The sequence below is a fragment of the Bradyrhizobium sp. Ses1 genome, assembly GCF_059512365.1.
Genome location: NZ_JCAMOQ010000016.1, coordinates 19,006 through 39,600, shown reverse-complemented (window position 1 = coordinate 39,600; position 20,595 = coordinate 19,006). Strand labels below are relative to the sequence as shown.

Here is a 20,595-nt window from a genome sequence, read left to right as displayed (position 1 = left end):
CATGAGCAACAACGATCAGCTAGGAAAAGGCGGCACACGCGCAACGCTCGCAGGCGTCTGCGCCGGCCTGCTGGCACTCTTTGCGTATCCTGCGGCTTCCGCCGAGATGAGCGCGGCGGTTGAGGCGCTCTACACGTCGGTGTCGATCTATCCGCCGTCGGCGAACGCGATGACGGTCTGCTACGGCTTCGTCTGCCGGCGTCGCGAGACCCTGGATTTCAGCGCCTCCGACCGCGCCGCGCTGACGCAGATCATGAATGCGGGCCGCGCCTCCGCGGCGGCCGAGCGTGCTGCGGTGCAAAAAGCAGTGATGTGGTTCGACCGTCGCATGGGCCCGATCATCGGCACCGACAAACGCGTGGCGAAGGCCGATTTCCGCTATTTCGACGACAAGCACAATTACGATTGCTGGGACACCACCCGCAACACCACGAGCCTGCTGCTAGTCCTGCAGCAATGGAATCTATTGAAGCACCACATCGTCGGCGATCCGCATTACCGCGGCAACACGCTGGTGCTGCAGACGCCGCACAACACCGCGGTGCTGGTCGAACGCGCCACCAAGGTGGAATGGGCCGTCGATCTCTGGCCGCGTGGCTATCTGCAGCCGCCGGACGTCATGCCCGTCGCCCAATGGGTCACGGAGGACTGAAAGTGGCCGACGCGCGGATGCGCGCGCTCAGCTCCTTGTGAACGCTTCCCTCTGGTGGAATTTGTTTGGACGTCACCCCCAGACGCATCCCCGAGAGTGCGACCTTTGCTGGGTATCCTAGACTTTCAAATTCTCCGCCGATGTCCGGCCACGATTGGCGATCTCGTCGTACTCGACCGACTGCCCCTCATTGAGCGTCGTAAGCCCGGCCTTCTGAACCGCTGAGATATGAACGAATATGTCCTTGCCACCCGATGAGGGTTGAATGAATCCGTAGCCCTTGGTCGGGTTGAACCATTTAACAGTACCTTTAGCCATTCACGTCGTCTCCGGCGGAAAATCAAATAATTAAACGAACGTGCCGGTCCCCGCACACCCCGGCATGTTCGCAAGGCGCAGGATAACGCAGATTGCGTCGCGCTTGGTAGGGCAAAGCTCACGCGTGATTTTGGCAGAAACACGCCGTTTCGCGGCGCTTTTGCGCCCTTTTGCCTATTTACCGTTCATTCCCGTGGAAAAGATCGGCCAATCGCGGCAAGTCTCGGGCATCTGGCGCGGCCGCAGCTTCGTGAGTCAGCGCTCACTATCTGTGCATGCCGACGTTGACGATGCGGCAGCGGCCGCCGCGATTAGCAGATGATAGTCAGGCCGCGACCACCTGATCGCCGCTCGCCACCGCGGATAGCGTGCGCGTGTCGTCGACCGTGCGCACGGTCATCGGCTCGTTGCGGCCGCGAATCGCGACTTCCTGTTGGGGTAGCGCATCGGCGGCCAGCCCTGCCGTGATGCGCACCTCCTCCGAGAAGATGGCTTCGCAGCCGAGCAGCTTGGTCATGTCCTGCAATCGCGCCGCGACATTGACGGCGTCGCCGAGCGCGGTGAACACCATGTGGTCGCGATAGCCGATGTCGCCGACGATCACCTCGCCGCCTTGGATGCCGATGCCGAAGCGGATCGGCTCGGGCAGGTCATGGCTCAGGAATTCGTTCAGCTCCTCAATGTTCTTGCCGATCTGCGCCGCCGCGCGCAGTGCCTGCCGGCAGGCCTGCTGCCGGCTGCTCGCGAGTCCGAACAGCGCCAGCATGCCGTCGCCGACGAACTGGTTAGGCTGGCCGCCGTTTTCGATCACCGCCTGCGACACCGCGCTGAGGAAGCGGTTGACGATGAAGACGGTGTCGAACGGCAGCCGCGTCTCCGCAAGTTGCGTCGAGCCGCGCATGTCGACGAACAGGCTGACGAGATAGCGCTCCTGCCCGATCCGCGTCGGGTTCGACGCATGCGCGTTGGCCGACATCGTGTGCGGGGTGAAGAGCTGGAAGAAGGAGAGGTCGGTGGTCGGCTTGAGCTGGCAGGCGAGCCGGACCGAGGGATCGGTCGATCCGACGCGGCCGAGCACGAAGGCCTCGCGCGGCGAAGGCTCGGGCAGCATGCTGCAGTCGCCGATGATGCGGATGCGGCAGGTCGAGCAGCGCGCGCGGCCACCACAGACCGAGGCATGCGGCACGTTGTGGCGCAGGCTCGCCTCCAGTACGCTCAATCCCTTGGGGACCCGGACGGTGCGGCCATTGCCGTAGGACAGGCTGATCATGCCGCCGCGCCGCTCAAGGATGGCGCGTCCGCCGCGCGCGAGCAGCACCAGGGCAAGCAGGCCGACATAACCGATCGTAATGCCGCTGGTGATGCGGTCGAGCATGTCAGCCTGCTCCAGCGTACCGACATGTTGCGCTGACAGGTTGTCGTGCCGCCACGCGGGATCGGTGCTGTCGGCGATCACGGTGCGTCCACCCTGGTAGACGCCGAGCAGCGCCAGCGTCGGGATCAGCACGGCGGCCGCCAGTAGAAACGGCGCCGCGCGTCTGAAGAAGCGGCGCATCCTCAGCCAGAAATATAGCCCGATGCAGCCGTGCACCCAGGCGATGACCAGCACCGCGAGCATCGGCCACAGCCTCTGCTTCGCGCCGACGAAGAATATATAGAGTTCCTGCGGATACAGCTTCTCGTGCCCGTACAGCGTATGGCTGAGCCGCACGCCCACGATATGGGCGATGATCAGGAAAGGGATGCTCAAGCCCAACAGCAGCTGCAGCGGCTCGATCGCCTTCCAGCCGAACTGGCGGCGCTGATACAGCGCCCAGATGCCGAGCCCGGAATGCACGAGGCAGGCGCTGTAGAAGATGAAGGCGATAGGTAGGAATTGCCAGAAGGTGGTGTGCCACTCGACGCCCCAGGCCAGTGCGTCCAGTGAGATATTGCCAAGCGCGTGATTAAGGAAATGGCTGACCAGATAAGCGAACAGAATGGTGCCGCAGGCGAGCCGAACCTGCCGCAAGCCGATGCCGCGGAAAAATTCTCGTAACTGCTGGCGCGCAGAGGTGGCCATATGATCTGTAGCTACTATCGTCAAATCTAATGCCTTATTCCCTGCCAAATACCATCGCCGTCCCGACCTCGTGCCGTTCCATTATAGTCGTATAACGTATAATGCCTCCGCGCTCTCAAGTCCGCCTCTCCCCTTGTGGGAGAGGCCGGATTGCATCGACAGATGCAATCCGGGTGAGGGGTCCCGGCCTCTCGAGGAACGTCCGCCCACAGATAGACCTGAACCCCTCACCCGGATTCCACGCGTGCCGCGTGAAATCCGACCTCTCCCAAGGGAGAGGTGGGAGCTCGCTGCTCCAGTCGCGCCCAAATTACACACCTGTCATGAGCCGGTCTTCCGGAACGCCCGCCTATCATTCTTTTCCCGCGACACGTTGACACCCCGCTGGGAGTCTAGGAAAAGCGCGGCCGTGACGAATATCCCGCTCAAAACCGGCCGCGCAACGCCGGACGACTATCCTTCCGCGCCGTCATGGCCCGTCGTGATCGCCCTGATCGCGGCGATGACGGTTCTGCGCCTGATCTATGCGGCCGCGCTCGACCTGCGCACGGACGAGGCCTATTACTGGACCTGGTCGAAGGAGAATGTGCTGTCGTTCCTCGATCATCCCCCCATGATCGCCTGGTTCATCCGCTTCGGCACCGCGATCTTCGGCGACACCAATCTCGGGGCGCGCTTTGCCGGCATTCTGGCGATGCTCGTGACCCAGCTCCTGCTCGCCGATATCGTCCGCCGCGTTACCCATGATTTCAGGGCGGTCGTGCTGGCGCTGCTGTTGCCGGAGGCCGCGCTCTATTACGGCCTCTTGATGGCGAAGGTCGCGCCCGACATCGCGATGATCCCGTTTGCGGTCGCGATGTTGTGGTCGCTGGTGCGGCTCACCCAAAGCGGCGAGCCGCGCTGGTGGCTCGCCGCCGGCCTGTTCGGTGGACTTGCGCTGCTCTCGAAATTCACCGCGATCATGCTGCTGCCGGCAGTCGTGGCGTTCATACTGGTGCCGTCCTGGCGGTGGCGCTGGCTCTCCAGCCCCTATCCTTATCTTGCCGTCGTGATCGCGATCCTCGTGTTCTCGCCGGTGCTGATCTGGAATTTCCAGCATGATTGGGCCTCGTTCCGCTTCCAGTCGGTGCGCGCCACCGCCGATCATCCGTTCTCGCTCCGCACCCTGGGTGAGTTTTTCGCGCTGCAGCTCGGCCTGGTCGGATTCGTGGTGCTGCCGGTGGTGCTGTCGGGCATCACGCTGACCGCATGGCGCGGCTATCGCACCGGCGAGCCGGTGGCGATCCTGCTCTCGACCGCGGTGATCGTGCCGTTCTTCTATTTCCTGTGGAAGTCGCTGACACTGCGGGTCGGCGACACCTGGCCGATGTTCCTGTGGCCCGCCGGCTTTGCCGCCACCGCCATCAACATCGCCATGCTCCCGCGCGAAGGTTGGCCGAAATGGATGATCCGCGCGACCATCTCCTGGGCGCGGATCGCGGTGATCTCAGGCATCGCCTTCGTCATCTGCGTGTTCGTCTACTATGTCGCGACGCCATTCAATTTCATCGGCCGCACCGATCCGATCGGCGGCGAAGCCGGCTACGAGCAGCTCGCCGCGCGCGTCGAGGACCAATTGCAGAAGCAGGGCGCGAGCTGGATCGCGACCACTGACTACCGCACCTATGCGATGCTGCGCTGGTTCTTCAATGGCCGCGTGCCCGTGGTCCAGCTCAACGAGCGCGGCCGCTTCCAGAGCTTCCGCGATCCCGGCATGGACCGCATCAGGGATCACGCCGGCATCTATGTCGTGCGCGAGCTCGACAGCCAGATGCCATTTTTGGATGCGGCAGGCGCCGTGCGCCAGCCGCTCGAACGCGTCGAGCGCGTCTGGCGGGGCATGGTGATGGACAGTTTTTTGCTTGAGAAGCTGACCGGCTACACCCCCGAACTCTCGCCGCCACCGGATTCGCCACTCTTCCGCTGGCGCGTGCTGGCGATATTGCTCGCGCCGGACGCGACCTGCACCTTCTCCCCTTGTGGGAGAAGGTGGCAGCCGAAGGCTGCCGGATGAGGGGTTCTCTCCGCGAGCGCCCATGCATGTGGAGAGAGACCCCTCACCCGACCGAGTTCGTTGCTGGCGCCGGAGCAGCCCTCTCCCACAAGGGGCGAGGGCACATCAACCCGCGCCACGCTCTTCGTCGTCGCGCTTGCGCAGCAAGTCCTTTGCGAGATCAGCCAGCGCGGGGCGCGGCAGAGCGGTGAAGGGGAGCGGGCGGGTCACCTCGATGGCGGCGAGGCCGAGGCGGGCGGTGAGGAGGCCGTTGAGGACGCCTTCGCCGAGGCGCTGCGAGAGCTTGGCGGCGATGCCGTGGCCGAGCATCTGTTGGATCACGCTGTCGCTGGCGGCCACGCCGCCGGTGATCGCCAGATGCGTGATCACGTGGCGCATCAGGCTGAACATGCCGAGCGCGCCGGGCCGGCCGCCATAGAGATAGGCCAATTGCCGGATCATGCGCAGCGCCGCCACGAACACGAACAGCACGTCGATCGCCGCACGCGGGCTCACGGCCGTGACGACCGAGACCCGCTGCGCCGCCGATGACACCAGCCGGCGCGCTTCCTCATCGAGCGGCGTCATCAATTCGCGCTCGGCGAGCTTGATCATGTCGGCGCCGTCGATGATGTCATCGGCATGGCCTTGCAGCGTGGCGCGGGCGCGGGCGAGTTGCGGGTTCTCGTGCGCGAGCTTGAGCAGATCATTCACGATCACGCGGCTTGCCGCGCGGTCGTCGCTGAGCAGCACGTCAGCGGCGCGCAGATGGAGTTTCTCGATCGTCGCCAGCCGCGCTAGTCCAAAGGTCTCGCGGCCGATGACGACGAGCAACGCGACCGTCGCGACCACGGCCAATGCGAGTCCGACGAAACCGAGCCCTTGGTTGCGCGCAAACAGATCCTCGATCAGGTGGATGACGCCGAGGCCGGCGCCGAGCAGCATCAATCCACCGGCCGCGGCCCAGAACAGCGTGCCCCAGCGGAAGCCGCGGCGCGCTGGCGCAAGCGGCGCATCGACCGGCACCGGCAACAGCGCCGGGTCGGGCTCCGGCGTGATCTGGATGGTGCCGCGGGCGGCCCGGCCCTTCTCGTCCGCGTCGATCACGATTACGGAGGGGTCGTCGAGCTTGAAGGTCGCCGGCCGCCGATGGGGCGTTTTCTCGCTCATTGCAGTCGGTCTCCGATCAGGAACTGGAGCGCGCGGTCAAGGCGGATATGGGGCAGGGCGGGTTCCTCGTCACCCTCCCGCACCAGCTTCGGAGGCCGAAATCGCAGGAAGCGGTAATCGGCCTTGTCGGCGGTCGCGCTGGACAGGCCGCGGAAGGTGCCCCTGAACAGTTCCTCGGGGTCAACAGGCAGATCGCCCGGAAAGGTCGCGACCTCAGTCTCGCCGTCGAAGGTCTCACCATTTGCGGTTTCGCCGGGCGCCGGCGTGCCCAGGATCGACGGCAGCTTTTCGCGGCCGCGCGCCACCTGCGCTTCGCGGGTCGCGCGCACCGCGGCGAGCGCCACCACGTCGATTGCGGCGCCGGCAAATTCGGCGCGGTCGGCGGCCTTCGCCACCGTGCGCCGCAGGATCGCTTCCAGCCGGTCATGGCTCTGGTGATGCAGATGATCGGCCTTGGTTGCCGCAAATAAAATGCGGTCGATCCGCGGCCGGAACAGCGCGCTCAGGATCGTGCTGCGCCCGATGCGGAAGCAATCCAGGATGCCGGCCAGCGCGGCTTCGAGATCGTGCAGCGCCTCCGGCCCGGCATTGAAAGCGGCTAGCGCATCGACCAGCACGATCTGGCGATCGAGCCGCGCAAAATGATCGCGGAAGAACGGGCGCACCACGACGTCCTTGTAGGCCTCATAGCGTCGCCGCATCATTGCCCATAGCGAGCCGTCGGGCGCGCTGCCATCGATGGGAACCTCGAGCGGCGCGAAGGTCAGCGCCGGCGAGCCGGCGAGGTTGCCCGGCATCAGGAAGCGGCCGGGCGGCAACAGGCTCATGGCAAAACGTTCGTCGCGGCAGGCACGCAAATAGTCGGTGAACAGTTTTGCGGATTTCAGGGCCGCCTGCTCGTCCTCGCGGCCTTGGCCATCGAGCGTTGTCAGATGCTCATGCCAGGGCGCGGCCAGTTCGGCGCGCAGCGGCTCACGCGACAATGCGAGGCTCTCCGCCGACCACTGCTCAAAGCTCTTGCTCAGCAGCGGCAGGTCGAGCAGCCACTCGCCGGGATAGTCGACGATGTCGAGGGTGAGCGTGCGGTCCGCGCCATTTTGCCGCTGGTAGTCAATGACGAGGCGAAGCTCGCTGATGTCGGTGGTCGAGTTCGGCCAGCGCCGTTCCTCGACGAGGGTGCGGACATGGTTCTCATAGTCGAAGCGCGGCACCGCATCGTCGGGCTGCGGCTCCAGACGCGCCCGGGCGATCCGGCCCGAGGCATAGGCCTCGAACACCGGAAAGCGGCCGCCGCGGGTCAATCCATGGATCAGCGCCGTGATGAACACCGTCTTGCCGGCACGCGATAGCCCGGTGACGCCGAGCCGCACGGTCGGGTTGAAGAAGCTGTCGCCATAGTCCCAGAGCGCCCGCGCCGACAGGCGCGCTTCCTCGACGATATCGGTGAGATTGAGGGCCATGCAGGCGAGGAGCAACTCGGGCGGGAGGAGGGCAATTGGCGAACGATTATCCGCAAAATGGCAATTGATGGGCCAAAATCAAGCACTTCGTCAGTCTGCCGCTGGCGGCCCCGTTCATCGCCGGTTCAAAAAACAGCCACGACGATAGGGTACTAGATCGGCTAACCTCCCAACGCCGATGTCCCCTCGCTTCTACTGTGCGCGCCGACTGGTCATGACGATATTCCGACTGAAGCAACTCGCCTCCAATTCGATCCACGCGGCTGGCGCCGTGATCTGGAACTATGACCGCGCCGAACTGATCGCCGACGGCATCGTCCATGTCGTCGGCATCTGTTTCGGCCTGATCGCCGCCACCGTGCTGATCGTGCTGACGGCTATCTACGCGACACCGGGCGATGTCGCGGTGGTCTCGGTCTACGTTGCGGGCCTCTTGGCGATGCTGGTGCTGTCGGCGACCTATAATCTCTGGCCGGTGTCGCGCGCCAAATGGGTGCTGCGCCGGTTCGACCATTCGGCGATCTATGTCCTGATCGCCGCGACCTATACGCCCTTCATCATGGAATTGAGGGAGAGCTATTTTGCCATCGCGCTCCTGATCGGGGTCTGGTGTGTGGCGATTGTCGGCATCGTGCTGAAATTGACGCTGCCGGGCCGCTTCGACCGGCTGTCGGTCGGGCTCTATCTCGCCATGGGCTGGAGCGGGGCGATGCTCTATGATGCGGTGGTGAAGGTGCTGCCGGCGATGGCACTGTGGTTCGTGGTCGCGGGCGGCGTCTTGTACAGTCTCGGCGTGGTATTCCACGCGTGGCAGCGGCTGCGCTTCCAGAACGCGATCTGGCACTGTTTTGTCTTGCTTGGCGCGGCCTGCCATTATACGGCGATCCTCGACCTCGTGCTCGCGAGTTGAGGCGCTGACAATTAAAAATCGGGAGGGGGCCATGCAGGTGGCAGAAAAAGTCGTGGTCGTCACCGGTGGCGGCAATGGCATCGGCAAGGCGCTGTGTGAAGTGTTCCACCGCGCGGGCGCCGCCAAGGTGGTGGTGGTCGATCTCGACCATGCGGCTGCTGAGAAGGTCGCAGCCTCCGTGGGCGGCGCGGCATTCAAATGCGACGTCGGGCAGGAGAAGAACGTCCTGCATGTGATCGAGGCGACCGAGCGGATGTTCGGCCCGATCGCGCTGTTCTGCTCCAATGCCGGCATTGGCGGCGGTTTTGATCCGCTCTCCGTCAATGCAGGCGGCACCTCCGATGAGCCCTGGGCGCGAAGCTGGGCGATCCATGTGATGGCCCATGTCTATGCCGCGCGGCATCTGGTTCCACGCATGAAGGCGCGCGGCGAAGGCTATTTCCTCAACACCATTTCGGCGGCCGGCCTGTTGTCGCAGGTCGGCAGCCCGGCTTATTCCACCACCAAGCACGCCGCGGTCGGCTTTGCCGAGAACCTCGCGATCTCGCATCGCGCCGACGGCATCAAGGTTTCGATCCTCTGCCCGCAGGGCGTCGACACCAACATGCTGCGCTCGATCCCGAAGGGCCCGCAATCCGGCGACGGCGACCTCACGGCAGAACAGGTTGCGCAGGACGCGTTGCGCGGCATCGAGCAGGAAACCTTCCTGATCCTGCCGCATCCGCAGGTGCTCGGCTACATGCGCAAGAAGACCGAGAACTACGACCGCTGGATCGGCGGCATGGCCAAGATCCAGGCCAAGATGCGTGAAGAGCACGGGAAGTGATCAGCCCTCATGGTGAGGAGCCCCGCAGCGGCGTCTCCGGACGATGCGGCGCATCGCCGGGAGAACCATGAGGCCCCAGTAGCGCCCCTGGGCCTTCGAGACGCGTGCAAGTGCGCTCCTAGGATGCGGCCTATCTACGTTGGTGCCGCGTTACAGATGTAGCCACGCCTGGCTTGACCCAGGCATCCACGCTGCAGTTGAGTAAAGCGAAAACGGAAATCTGCGGGGACGTCATGGATTTCGTCACGGTGCGGAACGGATCGATCAACCTCAATGTGGCCGTCGCCGGCCGCGGTCCCCTGATCGTCTGCGTTCACGGGTTTCCCGAGCTCTGGTACTCATGGCGTCACCAGATCGATCATTTCTCGGAGCGCGGCTATAAGGTGGCGGCGCTCGACGTGCGCGGCTACGGGCAGAGCTCCAAGCCGCAGGAGATTGCCGCCTACACCATTCGCAATCTGGCCTCCGATATCGTCGCCGTGGTCGATCAGTTGGGTGATGGCAAGGCGATCCTGTTCGGCCACGATTGGGGTGCGCCGATGGTCTGGAATACCGCGCTGCTCTACCCGAGCAAGGTGACGGCGGTCGCCGGCCTCAGTGTTCCCTACATTCCCAGACGACCCGTGCCGCTTCTCGACACGTTCAAAGCCACCTACAAGGACCGCTTCTTCTATCAGCTCTATTTCCAGGACGAAGGCGTGGCGGAGAAAGAGCTCGAGGCCGACATCCGCGTCGCTTTGCGAAAACTCTATTTCGCCATCTCAGGTGGCGCCCCGCTCAACAAGTGGCTCGATCATAAACCGGTGGATGCGAAATTGCTTGACGGGATGATCGATCCGAAGCCGTTTCCGGACTGGATGAGCGAAAAGGACCTGCAGGTCTATGTCGACGCATTTCGCGCCGGTGGCTTCCGTGGCCCGCTCAATCGCTACCGGGCACAGGATATCGATTTTAAAGAATTGGCGGAGTTTGCCAACAAGCCCGTGACGCAGCCATCGTATTTTGTGGCCGGCGAGCGCGACGCGGTTCGCGCGTTCATTCCCGGCATGGATCTCTATGCGAACCCCGGGATCGGCTGCACCGACTTTCGCGGATCGGTCATTCTCCCAGGTATCGGCCACTGGGTGCAGCAGGAAGCACCAGCTGAGACCAACGCAGCGCTGGAGCGGTTCCTCGACGGGCTTTGACGGTTAAGGGCCAATATCCGTGCCTTCTATCGTCGCGCCTTCTGCGTGGGCTTCTTCCTGACCCTCCGCGTGAGCTTTTCTTCTTCAATACCTTTACGAGCCGCGCGCGGCCTGAGCTTCGCCCCTTGCATAGTCGGCGTGCCGCTTGGCGAGACGACGCCGTCATCGACCTTCTGCTTGTGGCGACGCTCAGTGTGGGACAGCCGCCAGCGAACCAAATCGTCCGCACCGGGGCCTTCTTTGATTGCGAGATCCAGGGCGCTGAGCTGCTCACCAGTGTTCTTGTCGATGAAACTCCACTCGACGTCGGCCCCGGTCTTTCGATTGACAAACTTCAGCGGCGGCGCTGAAGCGCCAGAGACGTCGCAGCGATCCCCGATCTGCGCGAGCACCGGCATCACAGAGGCGATTTGCCAGCCCTTTTGGGTCAACAGGTATTCAAATCGTTCCGGATTTACCTGATAGCGCCGCCGCTCGATCAGGCCATTGGCCTCAAGGTGGTTCAGCCGGTCGCTGAGCGTCGCATTGGTCACGCCAGACGATTGGCGAAAGTCCTCGTATCGGTTGAGACCGAGGACAAGGTCGCGCAGGATCAGCAGACCCCAACGATCGCCGATCACCGCCATCACGCCGGCGATCGAGCATACCATTCCGTCGAAACCCTTCGAGCGCATCCACCATTTCCACGAGTTACGCGAGGATCATCGTCGCGAAGCTCTCATCATAAGAGCCAACTTAGGTCGGCAACACGGCAAATTCAACGAAGCGTGAGACGAGCCAGACTTTCTTGCTTTTCTGAGTCACTCTTATTATAAGAGTTATGGTCCAGTGACGAGTGCCGTCGTTTCGAATGACTGCGAAACGCCCGATCACCAGGCGAGGCTCCCGTTGGCCGGCCGCGACGCCGCTGCCAATCGGCTCAAAACCTGTGGAGATAACCATGCCCACGCACAGCACCTCCAAGATCTTCGTCATCGGCGGCACGGGCGCTCAGGGCTTGCCCGTCATCGGCGCTCTGGTCGCTGACAAGAAATATTCTGTCCGAGCCCTTAGCCGCGACCCTGCCTCCCGACGGGCAAATGCCCTTCGCGCGCTCGGCAACGTGTCCATCCTCGAGGGAACGTTCGCGGACGAGGCCATATTGCGGGAAGGCTTCCGCGGTTGCGACGGGGCATACGTCAATATCGATGGGTTCAACACCGGCGAGAAGGCGGAGACCTATTGGGCAATCCGCAGCTACGAGATAGCCGTGGAAGAAGGGATCAAGTTCTTTGTCTATGGAAATCTCGACTACGCGCTCAAGAAGTCCGGTTATGATTCCAAATTCCGCACGGGTCACTATGACGGCAAGGGCCGCATGGGCGAATGGATCTTGTTTCAAAACCAAGCGAACAAAGACAGGATGGGCGCGGCGGTGTTCACCACTGGCCCATACATGGAGATGGCAATCTCGGCGATGACGCCCATGACTCCTTCTGTGGAGGATGGTGTCGTGACGTGGCGAGTTCCGCTCGGCAACGGAGCCGTGCCGCACGTTGCTCTTGATGATTGTGGCTATTATGCCCGCTGGCTCTTCGACAACCCGGAGCGGGCGAATGGCATGAATCTCGAAGTCGCCATCGAGCATGTCGAGTATCAGAAACTTGCTGCGGCGTTCGAGAAGGTGACGGGGCATCCGGCGCAATACATAGACACGGACTTGGACGCGTACTGGAATGGTCCGCTCAAGGCGGCCGCTGACATGCCCGCCGGATACAATGCAGATCCCAATGACAAAAGCACCATGAGTTTCCGGGATAACTTCACCGGGTTCTGGAACGTCTGGAAATACGGAGTCGTTCAGAGGGATTACGGGTTGTTGGATGAAATTCACCCCAATCGAATCCGGAGTGTCGAACAGTGGCTTCGCTGGGAAGATCAGTTGGGAAGAGAGCTTGGGAAGGGGAGCCTTTGGGAAAGAGTTCAACCGGAAAATTTGTACAAGTCGCCGCCGCTTCTGAAGCTGACTGAGGATAAGAGGAAGGGGACGCTGTAGGGTGAACGGATGAAACAGGACGATCTTACAGCGACGGATTTCTACAGGGCTTGCGTATGTCTCGGCCTGAACAGGGCCGCCCGCGCCACATCGCGGAGATACGACGCGATGTTCAAGCCCATCGGCATCACGTCCGGACAGTTCACAATCCTGTCCGCGTTGAAGCGCAACGAGCCGGTGCCGATCAGCGACATGGCCGATCTGCTCGGTATGGATCGCACCACCCTCACGCGCAACTTGAAGCCGCTCGAAACCATGAAGCTCGTTGCGATCCAGCCGGACGTGCGAGATCGTCGTATTCGTAGTCTGACGCTGACGGCCAAAGGCCGGCTACTCCTGAAACAAGCGGTGCCCCTCTGGCGGAAGGCCCAGAAAGAAAGCAACCGCCGCATAGGCGCCAATCGTTGGGACGAGCTCAGACCAACTCTGGACTTCTTATCAGCCTGACGAGCGGGAAGAAGCGTCACGCATTTTTGTGCTCAAGTACGTGTAACTACACCTAAAAGGAGATAGGTCATGGATCGAGAACTCGAGCTCCGCAAACGCCGCGGGACGCGCGTCTTGCTGGTTGTGCTGGCCATCTGGGGATTGGCGGTCGCCTTTGCCGCGGAGGCAGGATTCTATCGTGCCATTCCCCCGCTGTTTCTGGCTGCCATCATCGCCTTGGGGATTGTGGTGCCTATTATTATCTACGCAATGTCCGATGGCTTCCGTGCATACATCGAAGCCATCGGTCTACGATCGATAACGGCATTTCATATCTGGCGCATCGCGGCCGCGTTGGTTTTCTTCTGGTATGGGGCGCACGACCTCCTCCCGGAAGCCTTTGTTCGAAACGCGGGGTGGGGCGACCTCATCGCGGGGTTCTTGGCCCTCGGCGTTTTACTTCTGCCCGAGAGTCGCAACCGGTACTTGGCCTTCCACATCTTCGGCTTTGCTGATTTTGTCGTGGCGGTCGGTACGGGGCTGACCTTCTTCCTCCTCAACGACCCCCGCATGTCCGGCATCCAGACGCTGCCCATGGCGCTGATCCCGCTCTACGGCGTCGGCATTTCGGGTGCGAGCCACATCATGGCGTTTGACCTGTTGCGTCGTGGCCCAGGGAGCGAAGTGAAGCGCGCCGCTGTCCAGACATGAAACGTGTGCTCCGGAATCCACGAAGTCGTGAAAGGAAAAGAGATGACCAACTCAAATGTGAAGGCTCCGGCAGCGCAGGATCCGACTGCTGAGACGAGCTTCTTTAGATGGCTATGGCAAGGCATTCTGCGGTTTGATGAAGCGCTGAACTTTGACCCATGCAGCGACGTTGCGCGTCGGATAACGGACCTCGAGAGGCATATCGAAGCTTCGAAGATCCCGAACAGAACGTCTTCGCTGCTGCGATAGCACGCGCGGTGCACACGATACTGCACAAGGCAGTCCAATCATCGCCAACTACAGGGAATTCATCATGAGGTCTCAACGTGTTCGCTCAGCAGCCAGCCTGCTGCTCAGTCTCCTGCTTTCTGGAACGATGCTCTCAGGCGTTGGATTTGCTCAATCCGGTTCGCGATCTGCCGCGGCTGCCGGCGAGCCGGCGTCACCTTGGGACCAGCGTGTGAATCCCGCTGCCGTGCAAGCCGACGCCTGGTTTGACAACTATAAGTTCCGTGACGGGGAGACGCTGGCGCGCCTCAAGATTCATTATTCGACTCTGGGCACACCGCACCGCAACGCCAAGGGCGAGATCGACAATGCGGTCCTTGTTCTGCATTGGACCGGGGCAGACAGCCGCGCGCTGCTGAGCCCGACCTACACGAAGGCACTCTTCGATCCTGGTCGCGCGCTGGACGCGCAGCGTTACTATCTGATCTTTCCGGACAGTGTCGGTCATGGCCAATCCAGCAAGCCGAGCGACGGGTTGAAAACGAAGTTCCCGAACTACGATTACAGCGACATCGTCGACCTCCAGCATAAGGTGGTGACGGAAACACTGGGCATCAAACATCTTCACGCCATTCTCGGCATGTCCATGGGTGGAATGAATGCCTGGCAATGGGCCGAGGCCTATCCCGACATGATGGACGGCGTGATGCCGGTGGTCTCGCTGCCGATCTCAGTTTCGGGCCGCAACCTCCTCTGGAGGCGCATGGTGATGGATGCGATCCGTGCCGATCCAGAATGGAAAAACGGGGACTATACGGAGACCCCGCGCGGTTGGATCATGGGGTACAACATTCTGCGCCTGATGATCGACAGCGCTCCCGCTCTTCAGCACGAAGTGCCTGACGGCCCCGCGGTCGATAAATTCCTGAGCGCCAACCGTCTCACAGCGGAGCATGTCGACGCAAACGATATTCTTTATTCGCTCAAATCATCATTCAGCTACGATCCTGAGCCTGACCTTTCCAAGATCAAGACGAAGCTCTTCGCACTCAATTTTTCCGACGACGAGTTCAATCCTGACAAACTGCAAGTTCTCGAAAAGTCGGTTCCGAAGCTCGAACGTGGCCGTTACGCAGTTCAAGCGGGAACCCCGTCATCGCCCGGTCACTTCACCATGACACGGCCCGACCTATGGGCCCACCATGTCGCCGAGTTCATGCAGTGGCTTGGCGATACGCCTTCTCGGGCGAGCAACTAGAGCAATTTGCGGCCGAACATCCTCGCACGTCCGATCAGCCCACAAAACACGATACCGGCAGCTATAGTGGCGTGACCGCTGAACATCGCGAGGCCGAGGCTCCAGCCATGCCGAGCGACGAGAATGCCGAGCGCAAAAACCAGGGCGCACGCGCCGGCAATGCGATGGATATATGTCATGCTTGGCCGCAGGAGCCTGCCAAAGATATCGCGCTGCTGGCGATTCGTGGCGAACGCCAGCGCGGTGAACCCTGCCAGGCACAGCGCAAAGGAAGGGAGATGACTCATCCTGCCGCCTCGCCGGACGCAACGGCGGTCGGAGCCTCGCGACTCGTCTTGCGCCTGAACTGAGATCCGGTCTGCTGCCGAGCCGTGCGTATCGCCAGGACGGCATGGAGCGCAGCGAGCGCCCAGCACATGAGATCCACACCGGCAAAGACCCAGTCGCCTTCGGTGAGGCTCTGCCACAGCGGACGCTGCGTCGTCACGGCGTTGAGGAGCGGCAAGAGAAACAGCAGCGCCGATGCCGCCCATAATTGCTCGACCCAAGCTGACTTGGCGGGACGCACCAAGGCATGCAGCAGTGTCAGGGCCCAGACGCTGAAGAACAGGTCAATCTCCCAGTTGGCGCGGCCTTCCAAGGGGTGTGGCAGCAGGCGGTTGGCCCACAAGAATGCAGTCATTGCGATCGACAAGCCGGCGATGCACGCGATGTTCAGCCGCTCCACAAGGCGGAAGCCAAAATAGGGGCGATCCGGGTCAGGCAGCTTCTGTCGCCGCTTCACGGTCCACATCACGAGGCCAGTGCCCACCATGGCCGTACCCATGAAGCTCACGAGAAAGTACAGCCATCGCGTGACGGTATCGCTGAAGCGTCCCAAATGGAGCGCATAAAGGACGCCTCGGGTTTCGGCCGCAGCCCCCACATGCTCGTGGACCGCCAGCGGTTTGCCGGTGGTGCCGTCGAACTCCATATATTGCGGACTCATGGAAACGCGGCCCGCTTCTCCCCGCGTCACAGCCACACGCGCCGCCGCATCTCCGGGATGAACCGCATTGACGCGCCCCACATTCTCCCGGCCCCAGCGTTCTTGAGCCTGCCGCACCATGTCCTCGACCGGTGCCAGTGGCACTTTCTGCCCGCTGGGTTTGCCGGGCTGGATGAAGGCACTGAGTTCGGCGTTGAGTTGCTGTTGCTCCGCCGGGCTCTTGAACGCCACGCGCTCGCCCCACGGCATGTACAGCGCCATCAAGGTCACCAATCCGGTGTAAGTGATCATGAAATGGAACGGCAGCCCGAACACCGAAAGGGCGTTGTGAGCGTCCAGCCAGGAGCGCTGTCCTTTGCCCCAGCGGAAGGTGAAGAAATCAACAAAGATCTTCTTATGGGTGATGATGCCACTCACAATGGCCACGAGCATGAACATTGCGGACGCACCCGCAAGCCACCTGCCCCATATCACTGGCATGTAGTGGAATTGGAAGTGGAAACGGTAGAAGAACTCACCGCCCAGCGTGCCGCGTGAGGTGACTGTATGGCCGGTGGCGGGATCGAAGTTGGCTTCGCCGAAGCCGCGCTCGCCCGGATTGCGTGCGGGTGTACGCCAGAAGGCGTAGACACTGTTATTGCGCGCGTCGGGCAGGCGCATGCTCCACTGCGAGGTCCCGGGCGCGATGTTGCCGAGTTCGTCTGCAATTCGCTGCGCCACCACCGCCTGATCGGGAATCTGGGCTAGAGACGGCAGCTCCGGTCGCATCCATTGCGACAGCTCGTCCTTGAAATAGGACACTGTCCCTGTGAGGAACATGGCATAGAGAATCCAGCCGAGCAGAAGGCCAGCCCACGTATGCAGGCTGGACATGCTTTGCCGGATGCCGCGGCCGGCAACTTGCACATCGTTGTCCGTCTTCACGCCTCGGCCCTTCGTCAGGAAACGGACCATGCCGCCAGCGACAGCGGCACGGCCACGACGATCAGGCCGGCCCAAGCCTTCAGCGCGCTGCGCACGGCAAAGACCCAGATCACGGCACCGGCGTATATTGCGAAGCTCGCCAGCATGCCGGTGAGCACGGCCTGGGGCTTGCTCATGGGCAAAGCGAGCACGGCGACGCTGTTGAGCGCGGCCAGCGCATAGCCGCCGAACAGGGCGGCGACGATGCGCGAGATGAGCGGGCCCGTGGAGCGAAAGCGATGTATCAGGGCGTTCATTTGCCCGGAGTTGCCGGCGGGCCCGCAGGAATTGGTGTCAAGCCGTTGGCATTCACATAGGTCACGGTGGTGGCATAGCTCACGGCATCATACTTCTCAGCGCCATTCGTCCCCGCGCGTTCGCCGGGGCTGCGGTCGTTGAAGCTGACTTCAGCGACGTAAGTGCCTTTCCAAGGCATACTAAACGTTACAAGGCCCTGCTCGTCGGTGTGAGCTTCCTTGGACCAGCCAGATTCCGTTACCAGAGTCACCTTGGTCTTGGCTTTAGGTTGATTTTTGAAGAAGAGCTTGAACTGGCCCTCCTGACCTGTAGGCACGAGGTCCAGTACCAGCTTGGGCTGCTGCGCGGCAAAGCTGGTGATCAAGCGTGCGGCAGGATAGAACCAGTTCGTGACCTCTTTGTCTTGCTGCTTCCAAACATAGAGCGGGTAGCTCGCATCTTCCGCGACAATGCCGTCGCCGGGGGCCGTGGAAAATGGCAGCGTGAAGCCGTTTGCGGTCTTCGTGGCATCGGACTTTTGCTCGCCCTTGGTGGAGATGACCGTACCGGTTACCTTAGCGAACTTGTCGAGCAATCCCGGTGAGGTTTCACGAAGGTTCTCGCCGAACTCGCCAAAGCGAACGACGGCATTCTGGCCATCGGACTGCTCGATCCAGATCTGGTGCGCCTGCACGGGCGTTATCACGCCAAGCAGGGCGACTACTGCGATGAAGGGCTTTGTCATGACAAACACCTTAGAAATCGAATGAAGCAGATACGATGTAAGTCCGAGGCGACGCAACCGTTACGAATGTACCGGTCGTGAGCCAGTAGTTCTCGCCGGTCACGTTTTCGATGTTGGCACGGATCGTAACAGGCTTGCCGGTGAGCGCCGTCGTCGTATAGCGCGCGCCGATATCAACACGAGTCCAGTCGGGGAATCGCAGGAGATTGGCGCTGGTGAGATAGGCGCCCGACGTATAGATCACCCGCCCATTGAGAGCGAGGCCCTCGACCCACGGCGTATCCCAGTCGAGGCTGGCCGAGAACGTCTTGTCCGGCACGCCCTGGGCATCGTTGCCGCGCTCCAATGGATTGGTCGGGTTGGTCAGCTCCGGACGCAGGAAGGTTGCGCTGGCCATACCGCGCAGGCCGGGCAGCAACAGGCCATAAGCGGACAGTTCAATGCCGCGGTTACGCTGTTCGCCGTCATAGGCCAGTGCGTTGGATGCGGTCCGGATCTGGCTGGGTCGCGTAATCTGGAACACCGCCGCAGTCGTCGTGATGGTGCCCCAGTCCACCTTGATACCGGCTTCCTGCTGCTTCGATTTGAATGGGGCAAGCACAGTACCGGTGTTGCTGTAGCCGGGACCGACGATGGTGCCCTGGCTCAGTCCTTCAGCGTAGTTCGCGTAGAGCGAAACATTATGCCAGGGCTTGACTACCACGCCGGCAAGTGGCGTCAGCGCTTCTGCTCCGTAGTTGCTTGTCGGGAGACCGGTAGTGGTGCTGAAAGCGTCCTGTTCCACTCTCTGGTGACGAGTGCCGACGGTCACCAGGATCGCGTCATTCAGGAGCGACATCGTGTCGGCGATCGCAACGCTTCTGAGCGTTATCTCGTTGGCTAACCGCGGCGGCGGGCGTGCGCCAGTGACCACAGGAAGGGGGGATGGGTTGTAGATATTCGATGGCACTGACTGAGCCGGCGTATTGGCAACGTAAGCGTTGCCGTTCTCCTGATAATAGCCGGTGAAAGCGAGATTGATCGCATGACCGACCGGCCCTACTTGGAAACGTGACCGTATGCCTGCGTTGCCGCTCGTCGTCTTGCTGTAGGAGTCATAGTACGCGTTGATGAGCCTGAAATTGCCAAGAGCGTCTATGCCGCTAGGGAGTCCCGTGACACGGGAATCGGGGAACGTCTGAGTGTTCTCACCCTCACGATAGCCGATGCCCGCATAGGCCGTCAGCGATTCGGTCAGATCGTATTCGAGGCCCGAGGCGATGGTGTTGTCGCGCTGACGGAGCATCGTGTCCGGGTACCAGTTGCTGCGCGCGTCGGGCGGAGCAGGAATGAAGGGCACATTACCCTGAATGGTCATCTGCGGACGGAAGTTCTTGGTGTCGTCGTTCTGCGAAATGGCATCGAGCGTCCAGCGCAGGCGCTCCCCGCGATAGTCGAGTGACAACGCACCGAGACCCGTCCGCCAGTTTCCGCCGTCGATCGAGGCTTCGCCATTGCGCCCCACCCCGTTGAAACGAACGCCCCACTCCTTGTTTTCACCAAAGCGGTGGCTGGTCTCTAGATGGAGACCGTAATTGCCGGCGCTCATGAAGACCGGCGTCAAACGTGTGAAAGGTACCTCAAGCGCGCGTTTGCTGACGATGTTGACGCCGCCGCCGACGCTGCCGCCAGGGGCTATGCCGTTGATGAGCGCACCGGGCCCCTTGAGCAATTCGATTCGCTCGATGATCTCCGCCGGCACGCGACTGGAGGACACCAGCCCGTAGAGACCGTTGAAGCCAACGTCACCTGAAGGAACGCTGAAGCCGCGGATCTGGAACGTATCGTCGAATCCGTTGCTGCCTGTGGTGAGTCGCACCGAAGAGTCGTTGATCAGCGTATCCGCGGCCGTCCGCGCCTGCTGATTCTCGATCAGTTGCGACGTATAGTTGACGGTGCTGAACGGCACATTCATGACGTTCGTGCTTCCGAGCAGGCCGAGCGTTCCACCCTGTGCCAACTGGCCGCCAGCATAGGCTGGCGCCGGCGCTCCGATCGTCCGAGTCGATCCCATCGTGGTAACAGGCGCAGTCGGCGCAGGAGGCTGTTCGGTCCGCTGCCGGGATGCGACGCGAGTAGAGTGCTGAGCCGAACCGCGAGTCCGAACAGTGCGCGTCGCTCGCGCTCTTTGTTGGGGCGCATCGACGTGCACCGGAGGCAACACGTGCGGCTGCGCGCTCTGCGCCCTGCTCTGAGAAGAGCTCACACCGCTCAGGCATAACGTAACAACGCCCGTCGCCACGCCAACATACAAACGGTTCTTATAATTCTCGAAGTTGCTCAACAATCGCCCCCAGTTCGCTTAGTCGATGTCCGACTAGGAAATCGAAGGTGCGAAGGCAACGAAG

The 20,595-nt window shown here is 61.9% G+C and carries 20 protein-coding genes; 10 read left to right on the top strand and 10 right to left on the bottom strand.

Annotated elements, in window-relative coordinates; translation table 11 throughout:
* Position 1 precedes the first annotated feature (1 nt).
* The gene (locus AC5ZG5_RS19785; RefSeq protein WP_456643641.1) at positions 2-652 is read left to right on the top strand and encodes a hypothetical protein; all 651 of its coding nucleotides are present in this window, start codon (positions 2-4) and stop codon (positions 650-652) included.
* A gap of 117 nt (positions 653-769) precedes the next feature.
* Here the strand turns inward: AC5ZG5_RS19785 and AC5ZG5_RS19780 are convergent, their stop codons facing one another.
* Complete coding sequence (locus tag AC5ZG5_RS19780) at positions 770-970, bottom strand: cold-shock protein (RefSeq protein WP_028161742.1); 201 nt, start codon at positions 968-970, stop codon at positions 770-772.
* Between the two features lie 124 nt (positions 971-1,094).
* Between AC5ZG5_RS19780 and AC5ZG5_RS19775 the strand changes: the two genes are divergently transcribed.
* Positions 1,095-1,292, top strand: a complete 198-nt coding sequence (locus AC5ZG5_RS19775; protein WP_130222832.1) for a hypothetical protein — start codon at positions 1,095-1,097, stop codon at positions 1,290-1,292.
* Between the two features lie 3 nt (positions 1,293-1,295).
* Here the strand turns inward: AC5ZG5_RS19775 and AC5ZG5_RS19770 are convergent, their stop codons facing one another.
* Positions 1,296-3,032: an adenylate/guanylate cyclase domain-containing protein gene (locus AC5ZG5_RS19770; protein WP_456643640.1), complete on the bottom strand. Its 1,737-nt coding sequence runs from the start codon at positions 3,030-3,032 to the stop codon at positions 1,296-1,298.
* A gap of 502 nt (positions 3,033-3,534) precedes the next feature.
* On the opposite strand from AC5ZG5_RS19770, the gene AC5ZG5_RS19765 reads away from it, so the two are divergent.
* A complete protein-coding gene (locus AC5ZG5_RS19765) occupies positions 3,535-5,085 on the top strand; it encodes a glycosyltransferase family 39 protein (protein WP_456643722.1) in 1,551 nt (516 codons plus the stop codon).
* A gap of 105 nt (positions 5,086-5,190) precedes the next feature.
* On the opposite strand, the gene AC5ZG5_RS19760 is transcribed toward AC5ZG5_RS19765, so the two are convergent.
* Together AC5ZG5_RS19760 and AC5ZG5_RS19755 are read right to left on the bottom strand one after the other, a co-directional pair.
* A complete protein-coding gene (locus tag AC5ZG5_RS19760) occupies positions 5,191-6,234 on the bottom strand; it encodes a YcjF family protein (protein WP_456643639.1) in 1,044 nt (347 codons plus the stop codon).
* Positions 6,231-7,694: a YcjX family GTP-binding protein gene (locus AC5ZG5_RS19755; RefSeq protein WP_456643638.1), complete on the bottom strand. Its 1,464-nt coding sequence runs from the start codon at positions 7,692-7,694 to the stop codon at positions 6,231-6,233. The genes AC5ZG5_RS19760 and AC5ZG5_RS19755 overlap by 4 nt, the downstream gene beginning before the upstream one ends.
* A 214-nt stretch (positions 7,695-7,908) precedes the next feature.
* Here AC5ZG5_RS19755 and trhA point away from each other — a divergent pair, with 214 nt between their 5' ends.
* From trhA to AC5ZG5_RS19740, 3 genes are all read left to right on the top strand, one after another.
* Positions 7,909-8,604, top strand: a complete 696-nt coding sequence (trhA, locus tag AC5ZG5_RS19750; RefSeq protein ID WP_028161747.1) for a PAQR family membrane homeostasis protein TrhA — start codon at positions 7,909-7,911, stop codon at positions 8,602-8,604.
* 31 nt (positions 8,605-8,635) lie between these two features.
* Positions 8,636-9,430, top strand: a complete 795-nt coding sequence (locus AC5ZG5_RS19745) for an SDR family oxidoreductase (RefSeq protein WP_456643637.1) — start codon at positions 8,636-8,638, stop codon at positions 9,428-9,430.
* A gap of 233 nt (positions 9,431-9,663) precedes the next feature.
* Positions 9,664-10,617 (top strand): alpha/beta fold hydrolase, encoded by a 954-nt coding sequence (locus tag AC5ZG5_RS19740; RefSeq protein WP_456643636.1) that lies wholly within the window; start codon positions 9,664-9,666, stop codon positions 10,615-10,617.
* A gap of 26 nt (positions 10,618-10,643) precedes the next feature.
* Here the strand turns inward: AC5ZG5_RS19740 and AC5ZG5_RS19735 are convergent, their stop codons facing one another.
* Positions 10,644-11,291: a winged helix-turn-helix transcriptional regulator gene (locus tag AC5ZG5_RS19735; RefSeq protein ID WP_456643635.1), complete on the bottom strand. Its 648-nt coding sequence runs from the start codon at positions 11,289-11,291 to the stop codon at positions 10,644-10,646.
* Positions 11,292-11,557: 266 nt separating this feature from the next.
* Between AC5ZG5_RS19735 and AC5ZG5_RS19730 the strand changes: the two genes are divergently transcribed.
* The 4 genes from AC5ZG5_RS19730 (at position 11,558) to AC5ZG5_RS19715 (ending at position 15,275) form a co-directional block, all read left to right on the top strand.
* On the top strand, positions 11,558-12,652 hold the full coding sequence (locus AC5ZG5_RS19730; RefSeq protein WP_456643634.1) for an NmrA family NAD(P)-binding protein: 1,095 nt from the start codon (positions 11,558-11,560) through the stop codon (positions 12,650-12,652).
* A 108-nt stretch (positions 12,653-12,760) separates the two neighbouring features.
* Positions 12,761-13,099: a MarR family winged helix-turn-helix transcriptional regulator gene (locus AC5ZG5_RS19725; protein ID WP_456643633.1), complete on the top strand. Its 339-nt coding sequence runs from the start codon at positions 12,761-12,763 to the stop codon at positions 13,097-13,099.
* 69 nt (positions 13,100-13,168) lie between these two features.
* Positions 13,169-13,789 carry a DUF8737 domain-containing protein gene (locus tag AC5ZG5_RS19720; RefSeq protein ID WP_456643632.1) on the top strand — a complete coding sequence of 207 codons (621 nt, stop codon included), beginning with the start codon at positions 13,169-13,171 and terminating at the stop codon, positions 13,787-13,789.
* Between the two features lie 313 nt (positions 13,790-14,102).
* Positions 14,103-15,275 (top strand): alpha/beta fold hydrolase, encoded by a 1,173-nt coding sequence (locus AC5ZG5_RS19715; protein WP_456643631.1) that lies wholly within the window; start codon positions 14,103-14,105, stop codon positions 15,273-15,275.
* Here the strand turns inward: AC5ZG5_RS19715 and AC5ZG5_RS19710 are convergent.
* The 5 genes from AC5ZG5_RS19710 to AC5ZG5_RS19690 all read right to left on the bottom strand — a co-directional run bounded on the left by AC5ZG5_RS19710 (position 15,272) and on the right by AC5ZG5_RS19690 (position 20,531).
* On the bottom strand, positions 15,272-15,562 hold the full coding sequence (locus tag AC5ZG5_RS19710; RefSeq protein WP_456643630.1) for a DUF3325 domain-containing protein: 291 nt from the start codon (positions 15,560-15,562) through the stop codon (positions 15,272-15,274). The two genes, AC5ZG5_RS19715 and AC5ZG5_RS19710, sit on opposite strands and share 4 nt — an antisense overlap.
* Positions 15,559-17,136 (bottom strand): PepSY-associated TM helix domain-containing protein, encoded by a 1,578-nt coding sequence (locus AC5ZG5_RS19705; protein WP_456643721.1) that lies wholly within the window; start codon positions 17,134-17,136, stop codon positions 15,559-15,561. The genes AC5ZG5_RS19710 and AC5ZG5_RS19705 overlap by 4 nt, the downstream gene beginning before the upstream one ends.
* Before the next feature lie 65 nt (positions 17,137-17,201).
* Positions 17,202-17,483, bottom strand: a complete 282-nt coding sequence (locus AC5ZG5_RS19700) for a DUF3649 domain-containing protein (RefSeq protein WP_028161756.1) — start codon at positions 17,481-17,483, stop codon at positions 17,202-17,204.
* Complete coding sequence (locus tag AC5ZG5_RS19695) at positions 17,480-18,208, bottom strand: cobalt ABC transporter substrate-binding protein (RefSeq protein WP_456643629.1); 729 nt, start codon at positions 18,206-18,208, stop codon at positions 17,480-17,482. The genes AC5ZG5_RS19700 and AC5ZG5_RS19695 overlap by 4 nt, the downstream gene beginning before the upstream one ends.
* 10 nt (positions 18,209-18,218) lie before the next feature.
* On the bottom strand, positions 18,219-20,531 hold the full coding sequence (locus tag AC5ZG5_RS19690; protein WP_456643628.1) for a TonB-dependent receptor: 2,313 nt from the start codon (positions 20,529-20,531) through the stop codon (positions 18,219-18,221).
* Between the last annotated feature and the right edge of the window lie 64 nt (positions 20,532-20,595).

What these genes read in the sequence shown, in the direction of transcription:
- AC5ZG5_RS19785 (WP_456643641.1), top strand. Translation starts at nt 2, where the DNA reads ATGAGCAACAACGATCAGCTAGGAAAAGGCGGCACACGCGCAACGCTC.
- AC5ZG5_RS19725 (WP_456643633.1), top strand. Translation starts at nt 12,761, where the DNA reads ATGTTCAAGCCCATCGGCATCACGTCCGGACAGTTCACAATCCTGTCC.
- trhA (WP_028161747.1), top strand. Translation starts at nt 7,909, where the DNA reads ATGACGATATTCCGACTGAAGCAACTCGCCTCCAATTCGATCCACGCG.
- AC5ZG5_RS19765 (WP_456643722.1), top strand. Translation starts at nt 3,535, where the DNA reads ATGACGGTTCTGCGCCTGATCTATGCGGCCGCGCTCGACCTGCGCACG.
- AC5ZG5_RS19720 (WP_456643632.1), top strand. Translation starts at nt 13,169, where the DNA reads ATGGATCGAGAACTCGAGCTCCGCAAACGCCGCGGGACGCGCGTCTTG.
- AC5ZG5_RS19705 (WP_456643721.1), bottom strand. Translation starts at nt 17,136, where the DNA reads ATGTCCAGCCTGCATACGTGGGCTGGCCTTCTGCTCGGCTGGATTCTC.
- AC5ZG5_RS19740 (WP_456643636.1), top strand. Translation starts at nt 9,664, where the DNA reads ATGGATTTCGTCACGGTGCGGAACGGATCGATCAACCTCAATGTGGCC.
- AC5ZG5_RS19770 (WP_456643640.1), bottom strand. Translation starts at nt 3,032, where the DNA reads ATGGCCACCTCTGCGCGCCAGCAGTTACGAGAATTTTTCCGCGGCATC.
- AC5ZG5_RS19780 (WP_028161742.1), bottom strand. Translation starts at nt 970, where the DNA reads ATGGCTAAAGGTACTGTTAAATGGTTCAACCCGACCAAGGGCTACGGA.
- AC5ZG5_RS19710 (WP_456643630.1), bottom strand. Translation starts at nt 15,562, where the DNA reads ATGAGTCATCTCCCTTCCTTTGCGCTGTGCCTGGCAGGGTTCACCGCG.
- AC5ZG5_RS19760 (WP_456643639.1), bottom strand. Translation starts at nt 6,234, where the DNA reads ATGAGCGAGAAAACGCCCCATCGGCGGCCGGCGACCTTCAAGCTCGAC.
- AC5ZG5_RS19755 (WP_456643638.1), bottom strand. Translation starts at nt 7,694, where the DNA reads ATGGCCCTCAATCTCACCGATATCGTCGAGGAAGCGCGCCTGTCGGCG.
- AC5ZG5_RS19715 (WP_456643631.1), top strand. Translation starts at nt 14,103, where the DNA reads ATGAGGTCTCAACGTGTTCGCTCAGCAGCCAGCCTGCTGCTCAGTCTC.
- AC5ZG5_RS19735 (WP_456643635.1), bottom strand. Translation starts at nt 11,291, where the DNA reads ATGCGCTCGAAGGGTTTCGACGGAATGGTATGCTCGATCGCCGGCGTG.
- AC5ZG5_RS19745 (WP_456643637.1), top strand. Translation starts at nt 8,636, where the DNA reads ATGCAGGTGGCAGAAAAAGTCGTGGTCGTCACCGGTGGCGGCAATGGC.
- AC5ZG5_RS19730 (WP_456643634.1), top strand. Translation starts at nt 11,558, where the DNA reads ATGCCCACGCACAGCACCTCCAAGATCTTCGTCATCGGCGGCACGGGC.
- AC5ZG5_RS19695 (WP_456643629.1), bottom strand. Translation starts at nt 18,208, where the DNA reads ATGACAAAGCCCTTCATCGCAGTAGTCGCCCTGCTTGGCGTGATAACG.
- AC5ZG5_RS19700 (WP_028161756.1), bottom strand. Translation starts at nt 17,483, where the DNA reads ATGAACGCCCTGATACATCGCTTTCGCTCCACGGGCCCGCTCATCTCG.